Origin of the sequence: Pedobacter cryoconitis, from assembly GCF_003259615.1 — a bacterium.
Classification (GTDB): domain Bacteria; phylum Bacteroidota; class Bacteroidia; order Sphingobacteriales; family Sphingobacteriaceae; genus Pedobacter; species Pedobacter cryoconitis.
Map to the genome: position 1 here is coordinate 88,537 of NZ_QLLR01000020.1, position 16,820 is coordinate 105,356.

18 protein-coding genes and 1 pseudogene are annotated in these 16,820 nt (G+C 37.0%); 5 read left to right on the forward strand and 14 right to left on the reverse strand.

The window, feature by feature from the left end:
* Positions 1-162: 162 nt before the first annotated feature.
* The 11 genes from LY11_RS17775 to LY11_RS17825 all read right to left on the reverse strand — a co-directional run bounded on the left by LY11_RS17775 (position 163) and on the right by LY11_RS17825 (position 8,167).
* Positions 163-747, reverse strand: coding sequence for a DUF4142 domain-containing protein (locus LY11_RS17775; RefSeq protein ID WP_111634994.1), 585 nt, complete (start codon positions 745-747; stop codon positions 163-165).
* Between the two features lie 69 nt (positions 748-816).
* Entirely contained in the window at positions 817-1,077 is a 261-nt protein-coding gene (locus LY11_RS17780) for a helix-turn-helix domain-containing protein (RefSeq protein ID WP_111634995.1), read from the reverse strand.
* Positions 1,078-1,158: 81 nt separating this feature from the next.
* A complete protein-coding gene (locus LY11_RS17785) occupies positions 1,159-1,590 on the reverse strand; it encodes an HvfX family Cu-binding RiPP maturation protein (protein WP_111634996.1) in 432 nt (143 codons plus the stop codon).
* Between the two features lies 1 nt (position 1,591).
* Positions 1,592-2,347, reverse strand: coding sequence for an HvfC family RiPP maturation protein (locus LY11_RS17790; protein ID WP_111634997.1), 756 nt, complete (start codon positions 2,345-2,347; stop codon positions 1,592-1,594).
* Entirely contained in the window at positions 2,334-3,233 is a 900-nt protein-coding gene (locus LY11_RS17795) for an HvfB family MNIO-type RiPP peptide maturase (protein ID WP_211321589.1), read from the reverse strand. The genes LY11_RS17790 and LY11_RS17795 overlap by 14 nt, the downstream gene beginning before the upstream one ends.
* 22 nt (positions 3,234-3,255) lie before the next feature.
* A complete protein-coding gene (locus LY11_RS17800; RefSeq protein ID WP_111634998.1) occupies positions 3,256-3,612 on the reverse strand; it encodes an HvfA family oxazolone/thioamide-modified RiPP metallophore in 357 nt (118 codons plus the stop codon).
* Between the two features lie 98 nt (positions 3,613-3,710).
* Positions 3,711-4,106, reverse strand: coding sequence for a VOC family protein (locus tag LY11_RS17805; protein ID WP_111634999.1), 396 nt, complete (start codon positions 4,104-4,106; stop codon positions 3,711-3,713).
* A gap of 54 nt (positions 4,107-4,160) precedes the next feature.
* Positions 4,161-4,880 carry a helix-turn-helix transcriptional regulator gene (locus tag LY11_RS17810; RefSeq protein ID WP_111635000.1) on the reverse strand — a complete coding sequence of 240 codons (720 nt, stop codon included), beginning with the start codon at positions 4,878-4,880 and terminating at the stop codon, positions 4,161-4,163.
* A gap of 176 nt (positions 4,881-5,056) precedes the next feature.
* A complete protein-coding gene (locus tag LY11_RS17815) occupies positions 5,057-5,752 on the reverse strand; it encodes a flavin reductase family protein (protein WP_111635001.1) in 696 nt (231 codons plus the stop codon).
* A gap of 72 nt (positions 5,753-5,824) precedes the next feature.
* The gene (locus LY11_RS17820) at positions 5,825-6,964 is read right to left on the reverse strand and encodes a sialidase family protein (protein WP_111635002.1); all 1,140 of its coding nucleotides are present in this window, start codon (positions 6,962-6,964) and stop codon (positions 5,825-5,827) included.
* Positions 6,965-7,054: 90 nt separating this feature from the next.
* Positions 7,055-8,167 carry an acyltransferase family protein gene (locus tag LY11_RS17825; protein ID WP_111635003.1) on the reverse strand — a complete coding sequence of 371 codons (1,113 nt, stop codon included), beginning with the start codon at positions 8,165-8,167 and terminating at the stop codon, positions 7,055-7,057.
* A gap of 411 nt (positions 8,168-8,578) precedes the next feature.
* On the opposite strand from LY11_RS17825, the gene LY11_RS17830 reads away from it, so the two are divergent.
* Both LY11_RS17830 and LY11_RS17835 read left to right on the forward strand, forming a co-directional pair.
* A complete protein-coding gene (locus LY11_RS17830; protein ID WP_111635004.1) occupies positions 8,579-9,385 on the forward strand; it encodes a hypothetical protein in 807 nt (268 codons plus the stop codon).
* A 25-nt stretch (positions 9,386-9,410) separates the two neighbouring features.
* Positions 9,411-9,917, forward strand: coding sequence for a hypothetical protein (locus tag LY11_RS17835; protein ID WP_111635005.1), 507 nt, complete (start codon positions 9,411-9,413; stop codon positions 9,915-9,917).
* 203 nt (positions 9,918-10,120) lie between these two features.
* On the opposite strand, the gene LY11_RS17840 is transcribed toward LY11_RS17835, so the two are convergent.
* Positions 10,121-11,113, reverse strand: coding sequence for a hypothetical protein (locus tag LY11_RS17840; protein WP_111635006.1), 993 nt, complete (start codon positions 11,111-11,113; stop codon positions 10,121-10,123).
* Positions 11,114-11,579: 466 nt separating this feature from the next.
* Between LY11_RS17840 and LY11_RS17845 the strand changes: the two genes are divergently transcribed.
* Positions 11,580-13,073 carry a serine hydrolase domain-containing protein gene (locus tag LY11_RS17845; RefSeq protein ID WP_111635007.1) on the forward strand — a complete coding sequence of 498 codons (1,494 nt, stop codon included), beginning with the start codon at positions 11,580-11,582 and terminating at the stop codon, positions 13,071-13,073.
* Between the two features lie 299 nt (positions 13,074-13,372).
* On the opposite strand, the gene LY11_RS17850 is transcribed toward LY11_RS17845, so the two are convergent.
* The gene (locus LY11_RS17850; RefSeq protein ID WP_111635008.1) at positions 13,373-14,470 is read right to left on the reverse strand and encodes a hypothetical protein; all 1,098 of its coding nucleotides are present in this window, start codon (positions 14,468-14,470) and stop codon (positions 13,373-13,375) included.
* Positions 14,471-14,474: 4 nt separating this feature from the next.
* Positions 14,475-15,281: an RNA polymerase sigma factor gene (locus tag LY11_RS17855; RefSeq protein ID WP_111635009.1), complete on the reverse strand. Its 807-nt coding sequence runs from the start codon at positions 15,279-15,281 to the stop codon at positions 14,475-14,477.
* A 342-nt stretch (positions 15,282-15,623) separates the two neighbouring features.
* Here LY11_RS17855 and LY11_RS17860 point away from each other — a divergent pair, with 342 nt between their 5' ends.
* On the forward strand, positions 15,624-16,130 hold the full coding sequence (locus LY11_RS17860) for a helix-turn-helix domain-containing protein (protein WP_111635010.1): 507 nt from the start codon (positions 15,624-15,626) through the stop codon (positions 16,128-16,130).
* A 227-nt stretch (positions 16,131-16,357) separates the two neighbouring features.
* Positions 16,358-16,820, forward strand: a pseudogene (locus LY11_RS26530) (transposase); the annotation flags it as partial.

Genomic DNA, 16,820 nt, shown 5'->3' on the forward strand with positions numbered 1-16,820 from the left:
AAATAGATAGGGTGGTGGGCAGCTGCAGCTGTCATTAGGGAAGCGTTATAAAAAAACTAATACATTGAAAAAAGTTTACAATACTATTTTATTCTAAGCTATTGTGTTTATTTCGGACTATCGTTTATTTCAGGCAATCGTGTTTATTCCAGGCAGTCATGTTTATTTCAGGCTGTCATGAATTACATTAATCATATTCAGGTGGGATTGAACAACGGAAACATTTTTAGCTGCAAAAGCTTTAACATCGGCATCTTTACCGTCTTTTGCTTCTTGCTGCATCAGTTCAAATACTTTCTTGTTTTTCTTTGCTATAGCCTCTGTATAAGCCTTATCAAAGTCTGCTCTTGATTTTTCATTAAGCTCAATTGATTTCTTCTCGTTTTCATCATCCAGCGTTAGCGGAAGGGTAATGTTTTTCTTTCCGGCAATGGAGGCCAGTTCTTTATTTATTTTACCATAATCTCTGATGATCATTCTGGCAAAATATTTTAATTGAGGATTTACTGCACTTTCCGATGCAATTTTACTCCATTCAACTTCTACCATTCCATCGGATGCTGCCTTTGTTGCAAATTCCGCATCCGATATTTTGACACCTAATGTGCCTCTGGCCATAGTATTTTGGGTAATATCTTTCACTCTGTTTACACTGTCGGCAGCGGCTGTAGAACTTTTATCGCTCTTACAGCTTCCCAATGTAAATAGTACTGCACCGATAGTAAAAATATAAACTGTTCTTCTCATTATGCTGGTTTTATCGCTTTATAACACCGAAAACCAGATATAGTTTAAACATTTATGGAATGAAAATTATTAGATTGTCCCGGCCAGAATATCAGAGATTTCCTTTATTGTCTTGATACTAAAAGAATGCCTGCCAGATAACCATCTTTTTATTTCGTCAGGATTGATGTCAAGGGAAACGGCAAGTTCATCTTCTGAAAGGCCTTTGTCGGCTAATGTTTTTGCAGTTTTATCAGCAACATCCAAGTTAAGCTGCGTTAGCTCTTCTATAGCAGGGTTTCCGGTTTCTTCCAGCCAGATAGCTGCAAAATCGTTTTTTTCTATTGACATCTCTCGTAATTTTTAAAGTATACCAGGCCTTTCGTACCGTTATTCATTCGGGCGGCAAATTTAATAATATTACTTCTATTGTTAATTTTTTTTGCGCATTAATTCATCAAGACTTGCTTTCCCCGGACCAAAAATTAGCAGCGTAAATAACATCAAAAGATAATACAAGGGAATTTCATAGCCGTTTTCTGCGGCTTCAAAGCCATTTGCCCAGTGTACGGTTACAATGGCTACCACCATCGTAATTATTAAAGGAATACTAATGAGGCGGGTGCCCAGGCCGAGTATAAGTAATACTACGCCTAAAGCCTCTGTACCTGCAGCAAGGTAAGCGTTGAAATAGGGGGCCGGAATTCCTATCGTGCCAAACCATTCTCCAATGGCATTAATATCGCTCCATTTCATCTTTGCCGGATTATAAAAGCCATAAGCCAGCGTTAGCCTGATTAATAAAAGAGGCAAAAAGTCTGCTTTTTTAAGCTGATCACTCAGATAGCTATATATTTTTTTCATTTCAGTTATTTTTAAAGCCTATAATCAGTCGTGATTCCATCGCTATAGAGATAAAATCCTGGCACATCGCTGTAATTTCCGTAGTTTGTTCGATTTTAAGCTCTTCACATAAATCGTCAATAAGCGTTGCCGCAGTTTGAGGTTTCTCTGATAAAAGTTCTAAAAGGCGGACAAAAGCGGCAGAAAGGTCGGTAAAACTAACGTCCCCGCTTTCTGGCAGACGATGTATACACAGGTAATAATCTCCCTGATCTGTTGCTGTAATTTTTTTTGCCTTTTTAAGATGTACCGGAAATTTAAAATGCTGAAAGTGTATTTCCGGGTTCAGTACGATTGCATCCTGCTTAAGATCTCCTGTTATCCTATAGTCAATCCCCCGGTCTTCCATCATAAAAAGTTCTACTTCCAGCCATTCGAACCATAATAACTCTAGTAAGACAGGATAATTATTCAATATTTCCGGGCGGGTTTGTTCCAGGTATTCATAAAACTCTCTGGGCATATACCAAACTTGCGGGGACTGGCAAGCATGGTTGCTGAAAAAATCGTGGGTAATCATTTGCCATTCCCTGGCTTTGAGTAACTCATAACTTAGCGGGAATGCGGATTGTAACATGTCATCAATGACATTAAATACCAGGCGACGATATTGGCTGATATTTTCAGTATTGATTCCCGGAATATCTTCCAGAATTCCTGTCCGGCAATAACTGGCCAATGCCAATTGATTGCGGTGTGTTTGTTCAAGCAGTGACATAGGGCGTTAATTTTAGTGCTGCCGTTTTAATCTCATTTAGCCGGGTCATTTCTTCCTGTAATTCATCCAGTTCGGGGATATTGAAATCCCGTTCCAATAATACGGGTACATCTCTTTTCAGACGGTGCATGGAATACTCAAAAAGATCGAATACAGGATCAATAATTGCTTCTCCGTGGGTGTCTATAATCAGTTTTTCTGATACCTGGTGATGACCGGCCATATGGATATAACTTACACGTTCCATTGGCAGGAGATCAATAAATTGTTTTGCATCGTAATTGTGGTTAAAAGCATTGACATAAACATTGTTTACGTCTAATAGCAGGTCGCAATTGACTTCAGCCAGTATGTTATTGATGAATTCAATTTCAGTTATTTCCGGGGCTACCGGGCTGTAATAACTGACGATTTCAATTGATATTTTTCTTTCCAGAACATCCTGTACTATCCGGATTCTTTCGGCCACATGTTTTACAGCATCATGTGTAAAGGGGATAGGGAGCAGGTCATAAAGGTGTGCATTGTCACATTTGGAGTAACTTAAGTGTTCAGAATAGAGCTGGGCATTGGTTTCCAGAAGGAATGCTTTTACTTTTTTCAGAAACTGGAAATCAAGAGGGTCCGGACTGCCAATAGAAAGGGATAGACCATGCGTATATAAAGGGTATTTTTCCAGGGCCTGCCTGAACTGCTTTTTCCAGAAGCCGCCTACACCGATCCAGTTTTCTGGTGCAACTTCTATAAATGCAGGTTGAACGATGTTGTTTTGCAGCATTTCTTCTGCAAAGTCTTTTCTGAAACCGATGCCTACCATCACAATATTTTTTAAGGGGTGAAAAGCGTGTTGTCCAATGATCCGGTCACAAATTGCTTCCATATTCATAAACAACACGCTTAAGATTTATTTATCCTTTTTTAGGGGCAGCAGTGGTTTTTGCTTTTCCTGCACCGCATTTACCTTCACCACATTTACCGTCCTTGCCTTTACCTTTACCGGCTTTAGTTTTAGAAGCGCCACATTTTCCTTCACCGCATTTTCCGTCTTTACCTGTTTTGGCAGAATCTGTTTTCGACTTTGCGCCACAGCTCAGTTCCAGGGAGTTTGCACCACCAGCTTGTCTGGACAGGTTTGTTCTTACTACTTCTGCCGAACCCAGGTTACTGTAACGGAACAGGCCGTTAGCGTTTGCACTTAAACCCGATACTGCAATAATTGCACTAGCGATAATAGTACTTCTCAGGATGTTTTTTTTCTTTTCCATTGTGTCAATTTTTAGAATTTATTATTGTTTCGTTTTGACATTGGTCGCAGGAAAGAATTGATCCTTACAAACTTTTTTATTTTTTTTTCAGAAATTGTTTAAATGTGTTTTTTTATGGCTTCTGGAGTGACAGGGGTAAAGAAGTTAATTAAATTGCCGTCGGGATCGCGGAACAATAATGAGCGATTTCCCCATGGCATTGTAGTGGGCTGCTGAACAATTTCACTCAATAAATCTTTAATATTATTGTACTGCTCGTCAACATTTTCCACAAGAAATTCTATGATCACACTATTGTTATTCCCCGGGGAGGTCAAATCTTTTCCGAACAAACTCATCGTGCTCGTACTTCCTATGGCTAAATTACAAGTACCGGTAGTTATTTCTGCAAAGTCTTCTGTATACCAATGTGCAGAAAAACCAGTAATTTTTTCAAAAAACTGAACCGATCGTTTAATTTCCGGAGTGATGATTCTTAATGATGCTAAATTCATGATACTATTATTTAATTAATATAATACCACAAAAATAAAATGGGCAGATGACAGCTATGTGTCAGGGGTCTTGAAATTTTTTTCTTTGTTTTTTAAATAAGATGCAAGCGTTAGTTCATGAGGTTTGAAACTTAATTCAAGTACTTCAACCTTTATAATCCTGTCTAAACGGAACATTCTATAATCTTTTCTAAGATGGCAATACGCGATGAGTGCCCAGCTCTCCTGCAGTGTATAATACAAAGCAAAGGGTTCAATTCTCCGCGCTGTCTCTTGTGCTTTCTCTGACAGATAAGTAATATTTAAAACTTTAAAAGCCGTTAACGCATTTTGAATAACTGTTAAAGAACTACTGGTATGGTTATTTTGCATCGCAGGACTGACAGCGATTCTGTTAGCTAACAACTCGACCTTATCTTGTGCCGCATACAATAACACAGATTTTATTTTACTGATTGCATCAGTGTATGCCGTGATCAGAGAACTATCGCTGTTATTGCGTACTATTTGTTCTATTGTAATCAGCGCATTAGCCTCATTTTCAGTAAACATCACAGGTGGGATTCTATAGCCCTCCATTAACGAATATCCTTTTCCTTCTTCACTGAGTATGGGGACACCAGCTTGTTCCAAAGCTTTTATATCTCTATAAATTGTTCGGATACTTACGCCGAATTTTTTAGCAAGTGTAGTTGATGTCAAAATCCTCTTTGATTGCAATTGCATTAAAATTCCGGTCAGCCTGGAAATTCTTTTTGTATCGTTATTGTCCATTGCTACAGCTAAAAGTCCAAATATCGTTGACTTTCCCCAATTTCTACCATCTTTTATTGCGTCTGTTTTAGCTACCAGGTATTATTTTCCAAATATCTTTTAATACAAAAAGCCTCAATAAAATTGAGGCTTTCGTTATCCCGGTGGTACGATTGTCGAACAATTTATTGAGGATTTTAGACTTTGGACAAAGGCTTAGCAATTTTTGCGGAACTTTTTGCCCGCTCAACATCAGGACTACGGTATAAATCTTCTGATATGGACGACAGCGCAGAGGTATGTACCTGTTCACCAAGACCATAAAATTGTTGAAAGCTCATGATAAGCGGTTTCCATTTATTCGGATCGACCCGATTTGGATTTTCCTTCATTAGAATTAATTCATCAAGATAAACACGTTGAATGCGTAGTTCAATAGTCAGCAGACGGCCACGTTGCTGTTCATCGTCTTCTGCAATTCCATGAGAGTTTTCCATCACAGCCTCCATTTGTACCGGACATTCTGCCACTCTGGGTGGATTAACTGTTTCTGATTGTACAGGTGTAAGCTGAGCAAGGTTAAATTTGTCAGTTTCATAGGTGTAGCCTTTCTGTGCTTTGCCGGGTGGAACGGGAAAAGTACCTGTGGTAAGTGCTAAACGGTTAACGGCAGCAGCCTGATGAACAGAAGGGAGGTTCAGGACACATTCACCCGTACGCAAGATATTTTCAGTAGTTTTCGAGAAAGCCGAAATGCCGATTATAGCACGCCAGCCTAACCAAAAAATAGATGAAATAGGTGCTAAGTTGTTTGTCCCATCGGGATTAGTAGTAGCTATCAGCACTACGGGAGTGCCGAAATAAAGAATTGAGGGTTCGCTTAATTGGTGCATATAGATATTGATTTGGAACCAAACTTACCCTAATGCTACACCCTGCAAAACCCGATTCTTGCGGTATAAGATTTATTTCTTACTAATCATTTTTCTCTCATTAAATACTTTCACTATACTAGCGTCGTAATCTTCTGATAACACATCCTTTTCTGTGAAAACAGTCATGATAATCTGCTGATCTAAAATCCTGTTGTAATCATAGGTCAGATAAATCCTGCCATCAGCAGCCTGTTGAGCATCCGGATAGGAAACACCCGGCCTTTCATCAATTAACAATCCTCTTGACCAGGTTTTACCCTCATCTTTAGAAATGAAGGCCATTAAATGTGACCGGCCTGTTTTTACCGCTATCGGGCCATGTTTGATCAGCAGTAAATTTCCTGAATTCAGCCGGCGGATAAAAAATCTTGAACTGGTATGAAGGAGGGCTGAGGGCTTTGCGGCCGACCAGCTTTTACCTTTGTCTTTGGAAAAACTTTCTGCTATTCCATACCTGGTCCTAAGCAACATCCACAGCAATCCGTCTTTACGTTCTACCAGCATGTGCTCATCAAATTCTCTGTCAGCTACAGGTACGTTACAGGCTCCTTTTAAAGTCCAGTTTGCTCCTTTATCTGTAGATACAATAACTTTCGCACTCTCATCTGTTAACCTCCAGGTAGAAACCGGCAAAAGCCATTCGCCTGTCGATAAAACTGTGGGTTTACACATCATTATTCCGTCCGAAAGCCTTTTTGCCGGAGCCCAGACCGGGTTTTCGGAATCCGGATCAGTAGCTGTCATGGCCCACACTCCGGCTATAGAACCTTCCAGACCTATTGTCTGTGCCCAGAACAGCCAGAGTTTACCTGTGGGGTCTATCCAGATTTCCGGGTCGTAAGCTCTGACAGGCCCTTTTTCATCAGGGTCCACGACAATTATTTCCTTCCATGTAACTCCCTGATCTTGACTGGAGGCCAGTACCACATAGTTGTTTGCATCTTCACCTGAAGTCATGCCAGCATACCAGGTTGCCCATAAGGTTCCGTTCGAGGTAACAGTAATACTTGGAATGCCTGAGAATTTACGGCTATGCTCAGCATATTTATAAAAATTACCTGGGTCATTAATGACCTTCGGTGCATTTTTAAAGGCCTGATTTTCCTGTGCGGACAACTTTTCTGTACAACATGAAATCAATATTAACAAGGGGAGAAGGAGCAGTTTCATAGGTATAATTTAATGACCTGTGTTTTTACAGAAAGCCGTATTTAATTTATATGTAATAAATATAACTAATAGCGGTTGCGGAATCAAATTTTACCCAAGTTTTTTTCTCAGCCATTTGCGGACCGGCTCATCATACCATTTCAAACTGGCATACGCCAGAATAATACTACCTACCAAGGTTAACAGTCCATAAGGCCAGGCCTGCAAGATGGTCACGCCTTTATGGTTACTGATCCAGGCAATGTAAAAATATACCAGCGGAAAATGAACGAGGTAAAGCGGATAGGATATATCACCTAAGAATTTGCATATCCTGCGTTCGGTTTGAGTGTGTATCACGCCGCTGGCCCCCAGATAAACAATAAGCGGAAAAACAATGATTATACAAATTGATTCATAGAGCCCATTCATCCAGACATGCTCAGAGCCGCCTATGCGTGGCATATATAAAATGAGGGCGATCATAAGGCTGCACCATAAAAAGGCATACTTAATGCGGGTAGGTTTAGCTATTCTTGAAAGCAGCAGACCTGCAAAGAAGGGGTACATGGTCCGGGTAATACCCATATATATCTGTTCCGGGGTTAGTGTCCAGCCGCCGCTGACATCTCCGTTGGGATTGGTGATGGCCAGATGAGCGAGCGCTATAGCCGCGATTAATACTAAAATACCAAGCGCCGTTTTTGAGAACTTCCGGATGCCGATGGCGTACAGGAAATTGGCCATATATTCAAAGAACAATGACCAGCCTACGCTATTGAGTGGGTGCATTTCTCCCCAGCCCCGTATATCCAGCGATAAGGGAACAGGCAGAAGAGTATAACCGATGAGCATCACCAGCATCATTTTCCATAGGGGAATGGTATGGATGAGTGGCCAGATCGTTGAATCTGTAAAATAGAACCCGATTGCCCCCAAACTCATTCCTAAAATCACCATCGGCTGAAGCCGTTCGATACGTCGCTTCATGAAAGTGCCGATGGTCATTTTCTGCCAGCGGTCGTCATAAGCATAGCCGATCACAAAGCCGGATAATAGAAAGAAAAAGTCAACTGCGAGGTAACCGTGGTTGACCAGGATGTCCAGGTGCCCGGTTCCTAAGGGCTCGGTCAGGTGAAAAGTTACAACGATAATGGCTGCTATGCCACGTAATCCGTCCAATATTGGGTAATGTGGTTTTGCGGAAAGGTTACTATTATTCATTGATAACTTGTTATTGATGATTTTTAAAACTAAACAAATAACTTATCTGAATCTGACCAAATAGTATCAAAATCCAGACAAATCGTCTCATTTTTGCTTATAAGAGGGAAGGGGCTCGTGGAGGGGGCCTTCGCTTTTTTCGAAATGGTTTTGGAGGCGAGAATTCACTAACCCGGATGTTGCGTTTAGAAAGGATAGAGTGCTGCTTATATACTGGGTAAATTATTATGTTGTTTCTACATTCGATCTTTATATTTGAATTGAAAAATATATATTCTATTTTTATTAATAATAAACAACTATTTTAATTGTTTCACTTTTATGAAAAATAAAATTTACTTATTGTTCACATGTCTCTTGCTATCCCTTGGATGCCATTCACAAAATCGCGTTTCTTTAAATTCAACTCCATTGAAAATTACAAAAACAGCAAGCTACGCAACCGTACAGCCTTATTATCAAGTAGATTTTAGCGCAGCATTTTGCCTGTTTGAAATCAGGGTTAATGATGTGCTTGTATTTACACTTAATTTGGAAGGCCAAACCTCTACGAGTATTCCAATCAATTCAGGTATTTTGCAGAGCGGAAAACAGCAGGTCACGATTAAAGTTCTGCCCATTGCTGGTCAGAAGGTTTTACACCCGAATGCACAGTTTAGCTATAATATCAAAGTTTTTGATGCCGCTAATAATCTTCATTTCAAAGAACAACTTCCCGGAAAGTATGCTGTACAGAAAGTTGATCCTGCAGAGAAAAAGAGCTTCCTAACACATACAGCTACTTTTAATGCAGAGGTACCATACACTGTGATCGCTTACCAGGCCGCTACGGATCTTGTATCAGTTAAAGGACTAAAGGATAAACTACTGAGTGCTTATCAGCAACTTGCAGATTTGATTGTGAAAGGTGACGTGGAGCAAATCAAAAAATTGATAGCCAACAGGGAAAGTATTGCTGCTATTACAATGTACCTGAGCAAAGAAGAATCGGACGAAAGGCTTACAGGTATGCTTGGCAACTTAAAATCCGGTTATAAATTGGAACCTATACCTGCAAATGCCATTTTGAAGATCTTCGGTAATGGGAAACTTGCAACCTTGGTCAGGCCTGATGGTGAGCCTGCTTTAATATTTAAAAGTGAGAAAGATAATGAAGAACTAGCCTTAGAATTTACATTCTATATTCCAGTAGGTAAAACAGATCTTGAAATTATCTGATTACTTGCTAATGTGTACTAAATCTATGGAAATAAGTAACTATAGTAAACCCAGAAAAATAATTCTCATCGCGGGGATTGTTATTTGTTTAGTTAACCTGTTTGTTATTTATCCGCTGGAGCGTTCTACATCTTCTTTTATAATGGAATTCACTTTCTCCTATATAGGTGTCGCATTGTCTATAGTATCAATCCTATATGGACTCACAGGTGGTCATTTTATAAAATACCTGGCATTCATATTATTGAGTGCTATTGTAAGTGCAACGTGCTGGTATATTTACGGTGCCGGGGGATGGTTGCAGAAATTTATAGCATTTTGGGCAGGCATCCCTTGTGGAATAATTACAGCATTAATATTTTTTATTTTAAGATATTATATATTCTTTCGCAATAGAAAACTTCCTGTAGACAGGCAAACAAATATCATATTGTTTCTCAAGCAATTGATACTATACTTTGTTGTGCTTTTGATCGTAGCTATAGTGTTTGAAAATGGGGGAGATTGGATTTACAATATTTTCGAAAAGTAAACTAACTCACTAAAAAAAACAAATCATTGTTTATCAGACCCTAATCTGATTTAAAGGAGAGAAATGTTTGGGCGTTGTTTATAAGGACCGAAGATGAAGGTAAGGGATAGGTAAAATCTTCACGATTTAATGACGAATTGGTTATTTTGAACGAGCTCATGAAACATTTGTCTGATGAATGGTTTTAAGTGCCATAAGTTCTATTATTTATGAAGTATTATTTTTTTAATTTCTGAGGGATCGGAAATAAAATTGTCAACTTTATATTCTTTTCTTTTTATTTGATAAATAAGTGAAGTAGTTTCTTGATTTAATCCAATTTGAAGTGCTTTTCTTTTAATAGAGTCTTGTTGCGTTTTTTTATAATGATAGATCAAGTCCGTACAGTCAGACTTATCCGTATTTGTTGTTAACTCATATAAAACATAATTTGGATCATCATGTTTAAGCGATTTTTCTAAATTAATTTCTTCCTTGTTTTTATTCAATTTGGCTCTTTTTATATGGCTTAGTCTATGATTTTGAGCATATTCAAAAGACACATCCCAATTGTCAAAAGAGTCATCAGGTCTGTTCATGTCATGTGTTTTAACTTTTGCGCTAAGAATTTTAAAATCTAAATTTTCTTTATTTGGAAACCAATTTTTGTTTAATAACATGAAATCATCAGAATAGTCACCTAACTGATCTTTCATTAAAATTGATAAATCTTTTATAGAATGGTCATCCACAATTTTTTTCTTCAAATAATCGTAGTAGAGTTCATTTAGTTGGTAAGTGTCATCATTAATCTTAACTATATTTTTGTCAATGAATGATACATTAATGCTATCGGTAAGATTATCCTCAACAAAAATTAATAGCTTTTGTTGACTATTACTCACTTTTCCCCACGTAAACAGTATCTTCTGCTCACTACCATCTTTTAGTAAATTATTATTTAGGTAATTGAAAATCTGAATACTATCTCCTTTTTGATTAAACACCCCAACCAGGCTAATTTTAGAGATTTCTAATTTGCCCTTATTAATCTTATCATCCACTTTTACCAGTATATCCTTGTACAGCTCTTGAATTAAGATCATAGTATATGGTTTAGGCGCTAAGGGGATTTTATCATCTAATTTGTTAGGCTTTTCATTAATACAACTCATGAAAATAACGAGAAGGCATAATGCAAATAGGTATTTTTTCATAAAATAAATACTAATCTAGGTAATTTCTCTGCTGTTAGTCTTTTGAACGCCATTTATAATACAGTTTTAAAATAAATAAAACACTCTTATTTCCATTATTGGTAACTAATAGTTGTTCTTAATAATAATTTCTGTAAAGTCTGTATAAACATAAATATTTTACACTGCTTACAAATAATAATTAAGAATGCGAGGAGCGATTTTTTCTTCTGTGCAACTTTGCCTGTTTTTTAGTGTCTTTTCTTATGTGGTTAATTAAGATTTTAACGCAAAGGTTGCATCCATCATTAAAAAATTAAATTCGGCTAATCTACAATTTGACCGAAGCTTTAAACCGTCAAAATAAACGTTTGAAAGAAATCTTGATAGTATTAATAATAATATATGAAGCAAAAAAAACACTAAGAAATTCGGTATAATACTGTAAATAATTTTGTACGATAATCAATAACTTAAAACATAAAAAATGAATATTGACATTAAAAACTATACATCAACACTTATACTTTTATTTTTCTTTGCTCAAGTATGTTCTTCCTACGGACAATCTTCAAAAAAATATTCCACAGAAATTCAGTCAAAAATTAAACAAGTTGAAAACAATCTTTCAAGTTGGGTACAAATTGAAAATAATCCCCAAATGTGGAAATTAGAGGAAAGAATGAAATTTTACAAGGCCAATGGTGTTAGCATTGCAGTAATTAAAGACTATAAAATTGATTGGGCAAAAGGTTATGGATGGGCTGACAGTTTAGAGAAAAAACCTGTAACAACTAAAACTTTATTTCAAGCAGGTTCAAATAGTAAATCTCTAAATGCAGTTGGAGTATTAAAATTGGTCCAAGATGGAAAATTGAATCTTAATGCGGATATAAATAACTACTTGAAATCATGGAAATTTCCCTACGATTCCTTATCCAAAGATAAAAAAATCACAATTGCCAATCTATTGAGCCATACTGGTGGAATCAGCGTACATGGATTTGTGGGATACAAAAGAGGAGAGGAAATACCCACTATCAAACAAATATTAAATGGTCAAAAACCTGCTAATTCAGAAGCTATTCGTTCAATGTATGAGCCATCTGTCAAATATGAATATTCTGGCGGAGGAACTACCATTTCGCAACTAATTATTCAGGATGTTACAGGAAAACCGTATGATGAATATATGTGGGAAAATGTGCTGAAGCCAATGGGTATGACTAATAGTTCTTACACACAACCTCCACCAGCAAACTTACAGAATTTATTAGCAACAGGATATTACAATGATGGAAAAGCCGTAGAAGGAAAATACCATACTTATCCGGAACAAGCTGCAGCTGGTCTTTGGACAAATCCGACTGACTTAGCGAAATATGTAATCGAAACTCAACTTTCTTTAAAAGGAGAATCCCAAAAGGTTCTCTCAAAAGATATGACAAAATTAAGGCTTACGCCTTTCATTGATAGTAAATCAGCATTAGGAGTATTCATAATTAATAAAAATGGAGTTAAAAATTTCGAGCATGGTGGTGTAGATGAAGGTTTTGTAAGCCAATATATAGGGACTTTTGAAGGTGGTAACGGTATTGTAGTCATGACGAATACATACAACACAGATTTATTTGATGAAATTATTAGAAGTGTTGCATTAACATACGATTGGAAAAATTCTTATACGCCTGATGTTAAAAAAGAAGTTCACATTAAAGGCAAAGATTTAAAGCCTTATTTAGGGAAATATGGAAGTGGAGATTTTATATGGTCAATAATTAAGAAAGAAAACGATGTTTACCTTACTATTAATGATAATCAATATTGGGGTACTTGTAAGTGGAAAATTCATTTTACAAATGATAATAGTTTTTTTGTCACCGAAAAAAATAGTGAATTTCTTTTTATAAGAGATTCATTGGGCAAAATTACGGCTGTTAACTGGAATAATGAAAATATATTAAAAAAAATAAAAGAGTAAAAAACTGCAAAAAACCATAGTCAGGCGAAATCCTGGTACATAATTTAACTGGTATAAACAATGGCTGTACAAGCAACCTCTAATTTTTAAATAACTTTTCAAATTGCCCTAAATCCTAACGTTGAGAGTTTAAATTCTTGATGTAATCCTGTTATAAATACCTTTCAAATGGGAGCAAGCCACAACTTTATTCAAAGTTTTTATGTGGCTTAAATAATTGTATATCCCTTATGAAATATTTAGTGAGTACAAATCCTGTCTCACCCTACGGCTGTATAAGCAGCCTCTATTATCCTTAACTATTCAACAATAAGCTGTATACCTGCCTTTTCAGCCTTATAGTTTATTTTATCTTTCAGACTATAATAACTCCAATTCCGCAATAGTAACGGGTCTTGCTTCGCTATTTCCTCTTTCTGTCCCTGATTAACCAAGATTAAAGTCGCGGCCCCATGTTTTACACAGAGATCAATCAGCTTTCGACTGTACACATGTAACTTATATTCAACATATCTTTTTTCCTGATGCTGATAATCTTCAACGCATTTCTTTTTGCGTTTAATTCCATGACCGCCGCGATTAAAGGTAACTGCTTTTTTTACCCGGTGAATTACTGCTTGTATGGCTAATCTGCGGTGCAGGAACTCTTCCTTATTTCCAATCTTATGCTCAGATGCTCCAATTTTAACAGTTATCGGATGTTCTAAGGATAGTGAAGCTTCCGCAATAACAGCGGTATCTAATTGGTGCTGTTCTTTTTCAATTTGTATAGCCGCAAGTAAAAACACTTTACCTTGATCTAGTTGAATTGTGCTCGCACAAAGCTTTAACGTGCCGTTCAGAATCCTGTCCAGCATAAGTTTTTTATCTGACCTGTCTTTTCCCAGGTAGGTTCTGAACGGAATCTTAAATAGCGTAAAACAAAAATTCTTATTGTCGGGCGTACGGGCTAATTTTAAAATGACTTCTGAACCAAAGGGCATAGGAATATTTTTCTTGTAGTTTCTTAATGACTTTTCGCCTTTCCAATAAGCGGACTTTTCTTTGTTAAAATTGGAAAAAAGGGTATGGTTCAAATTGTTTAGGATATTTGTTGGAATTTGTCCTTTAAAATGATTGGAAAGTACCCGATAGGTGGTGCTCTGACGTGACAATTTTAAGATTCCATTTTCTACTTTCTTTTCATTAGCAATTTTGAGCTTAATTTCTTCTGTTAAGTAAAAAAAATCCTTTACTTGTTCCTGTACAAAATGATGGCTCATAATCATATTAGCAGAACGAAAGCAAATCCATTGCCAATTATAAAGCTGATCTTTTGCCTGTTTTATAACCTCTTTATCATCGGAGTCAATGAGTAACTGGATTTTGCGGGTGATAATCATCTTATTGTTTTCCATTGCCTCAGATTTTTACTTTTTTAATTTTAGAACAAGCATTTACAAATACTTTTTGAACGTATCCTTGATCTAAGTTTAAGGCTTTAGCAATTTCTTCAAAGCTGTACTGTAATTCATAGCGCATGTGTAGAATAGACGATTGTTCTTTGCATAAATCCCCGTCAAACCTAAACCTGCGGGGTTTTCCAATTGCATTTAATTTTTGGCTATTTGTTAGGATGGCTTTAAGGCAATCCAGCGTCTTTTCAACTTTCCTGGCTACCTGATAGTCTGATATGCCACCAATATGCCATGCTATACTGTTATAGTTGAAAGAATATTTTAAGCATAGCCGGATATATAATTGCTGATCTTCTGTCAGATTGGGAATCAAAGCGTCTACTTGAATCAATTGTTTTTTCAGTTTTCCGTCTAATTCCTGTTGGCAAAGAATGTCGGTTTCATCTTCAAGTTCCGGATTGTGACCGCACATAAATTCCTGATAGTCCTCAATTTCATCGATCCGTAGCATATTACGCTGAAATTTGTTATTTGAGGTTTTAAAATAGGCTTTGCAGCCATCTGCAGTCAGCTTTCTGACAAATGTCTCGATATGTTCGGGGGCGCTTATCCTTTTTCTGATGAGCCAGAGCCTAAGGAAAGCTTCATTAACTATGCAGTCCGCATTCACATCGTCTTTAATATATCTAACGCCCTTATGGTATAAAGACGGATATAAACGCTGGTAAAAGAATTCAAACCCTTTTTCGTTACCTTCTTGAAATTTACTGAAATAATACTGCTGTTCTGTTAATGTTTGATTCCTTTTCATACTCGTAGTTTATACGAGTCTTTTTGGAATGTTCGCCCAAGAAAGTAAGGGAGAGACACTACCTCCAATCAGTTCCCGGGGTCTACCATAAACATGATTTTTAACGATAGTGACCACTCCCTTATCGTGCATATATAGCACAATGTGGTCCGTGGGCATAAATTATCGCTCTCTAGTTTATTTTATTGTCAGACTTGGGAACTCGAGACTCTTTTTATACCTGTTAATTATATATTTTTTTTAACTTATATCATGAATCAAACATACAAATTAAAAATACTATATGCAAATCGTTCTTATATGAATTCATAATTACATTTATATAATTATTCTTTTTGGTCGATGTCGAAGAGAGGTAAAATTTACGAAGCGGATGGGATAAAGCAAATAATTGGTGACAGATTGAAAAATAAACGATTATTGTTAGAATATTCATTAGGTGATATTTCTGATATGACCGACTTTTCAAAATCCACAATAATCAATTTGGAAAAAGGAATTGCTACTAATCTGGATTATTATATTGGGTATGCCAAAGCAATTGATCTTAAGATTCCAGAATTATTTGACGTTTCAGTTATATATGAGCCAAAATACGAGCTTTCGGAGGATAAAAAGAACAGGATTTTCTTATCAAAGAAATTAAGAGGACTTTTAATAAAAGATGATTTCTTTAAAAACAGTGTAACTGTAGATGATATAATAATCCATTTTGAGAAACAAAACGACCTCACACGTACTATCAAACTAAGTACCGACATTTCTAGAATATTACTAAATTGGGTTGAAGACGGAGTTTTATACGTCGTAGAGAAACGGGGACGTATTAATGTCTACCGCAAGGTTTAGAATAGCTATGTTATCTTGGAATAATGTCAACAGGCTTGTCCTACACACATATCAAAATAGGCTGCGACAATCTGGGGTTGTTATATGATCGCTTATAGCAATTGACTACCTGTATCAACTTGCAGTAGGGGTTGATCAGGTTCCTCTGACCTCCCCCCGAAAAACCGGACTGCTGAAAAGTCGAAAAAATCAGGGCAATTACGTAATTTAAACATACAGTAATTGTTATGAAAAAAAGCAAGTTTACAGAAGCGCAGATTGCCTTTGCGCTGCAGCAGGCAGAGACAGGAGTCTCAGTAGAGGAAGTATGCCGGAAGATGGGAATTCATCAGGCTACTTTTTACAATTGGAAGAAGAAATTTGGCGGTCTGGGGGTAACTGAACTTAGACGTTTACGTCAGTTAGAGGATGAGAATACCAAACTCAAACAACTGGTCGCTGATTTAAGTCTGGACAAACATATGTTGCAGGATGTACTTAAAAAAAAGCTTTAAGGCCAGCCCAATTGAAGGGGCTGGCCGAAGCTTTAGTGGTCAATTACAAAGTTTCTGTGCATCGGGCTTGTGAGGTCACTAAATTCTGTCGTTCCATGTGGTACTATAAAAAGCTAGGTCGAGATGATCAGGTGATTAGAATGCGGATGAAAGAAATTGCTGAAACTCGGGTTAGATATGGCAGTGAGAGGATATT

Excerpts from the sequence above, each read along its gene's own strand:
- LY11_RS17775 (WP_111634994.1), bottom strand. The coding sequence starts at position 747 with ATGAGAAGAACAGTTTATATTTTTACTATCGGTGCAGTACTATTTACA.
- LY11_RS17780 (WP_111634995.1), bottom strand. The coding sequence starts at position 1,077 with ATGTCAATAGAAAAAAACGATTTTGCAGCTATCTGGCTGGAAGAAACC.
- LY11_RS17785 (WP_111634996.1), bottom strand. The coding sequence starts at position 1,590 with ATGAAAAAAATATATAGCTATCTGAGTGATCAGCTTAAAAAAGCAGAC.
- LY11_RS17790 (WP_111634997.1), bottom strand. The coding sequence starts at position 2,347 with ATGTCACTGCTTGAACAAACACACCGCAATCAATTGGCATTGGCCAGT.
- LY11_RS17795 (WP_211321589.1), bottom strand. The coding sequence starts at position 3,233 with ATGAATATGGAAGCAATTTGTGACCGGATCATTGGACAACACGCTTTT.
- LY11_RS17800 (WP_111634998.1), bottom strand. The coding sequence starts at position 3,612 with ATGGAAAAGAAAAAAAACATCCTGAGAAGTACTATTATCGCTAGTGCA.
- LY11_RS17805 (WP_111634999.1), bottom strand. The coding sequence starts at position 4,106 with ATGAATTTAGCATCATTAAGAATCATCACTCCGGAAATTAAACGATCG.
- LY11_RS17810 (WP_111635000.1), bottom strand. The coding sequence starts at position 4,880 with ATGGACAATAACGATACAAAAAGAATTTCCAGGCTGACCGGAATTTTA.
- LY11_RS17815 (WP_111635001.1), bottom strand. The coding sequence starts at position 5,752 with ATGCACCAATTAAGCGAACCCTCAATTCTTTATTTCGGCACTCCCGTA.
- LY11_RS17820 (WP_111635002.1), bottom strand. The coding sequence starts at position 6,964 with ATGAAACTGCTCCTTCTCCCCTTGTTAATATTGATTTCATGTTGTACA.
- LY11_RS17825 (WP_111635003.1), bottom strand. The coding sequence starts at position 8,167 with ATGAATAATAGTAACCTTTCCGCAAAACCACATTACCCAATATTGGAC.
- LY11_RS17835 (WP_111635005.1), top strand. The coding sequence starts at position 9,411 with ATGGAAATAAGTAACTATAGTAAACCCAGAAAAATAATTCTCATCGCG.
- LY11_RS17840 (WP_111635006.1), bottom strand. The coding sequence starts at position 11,113 with ATGAAAAAATACCTATTTGCATTATGCCTTCTCGTTATTTTCATGAGT.
- LY11_RS17845 (WP_111635007.1), top strand. The coding sequence starts at position 11,580 with ATGAATATTGACATTAAAAACTATACATCAACACTTATACTTTTATTT.
- LY11_RS17850 (WP_111635008.1), bottom strand. The coding sequence starts at position 14,470 with ATGGAAAACAATAAGATGATTATCACCCGCAAAATCCAGTTACTCATT.
- LY11_RS17855 (WP_111635009.1), bottom strand. The coding sequence starts at position 15,281 with ATGAAAAGGAATCAAACATTAACAGAACAGCAGTATTATTTCAGTAAA.
- LY11_RS17860 (WP_111635010.1), top strand. The coding sequence starts at position 15,624 with ATGTCGAAGAGAGGTAAAATTTACGAAGCGGATGGGATAAAGCAAATA.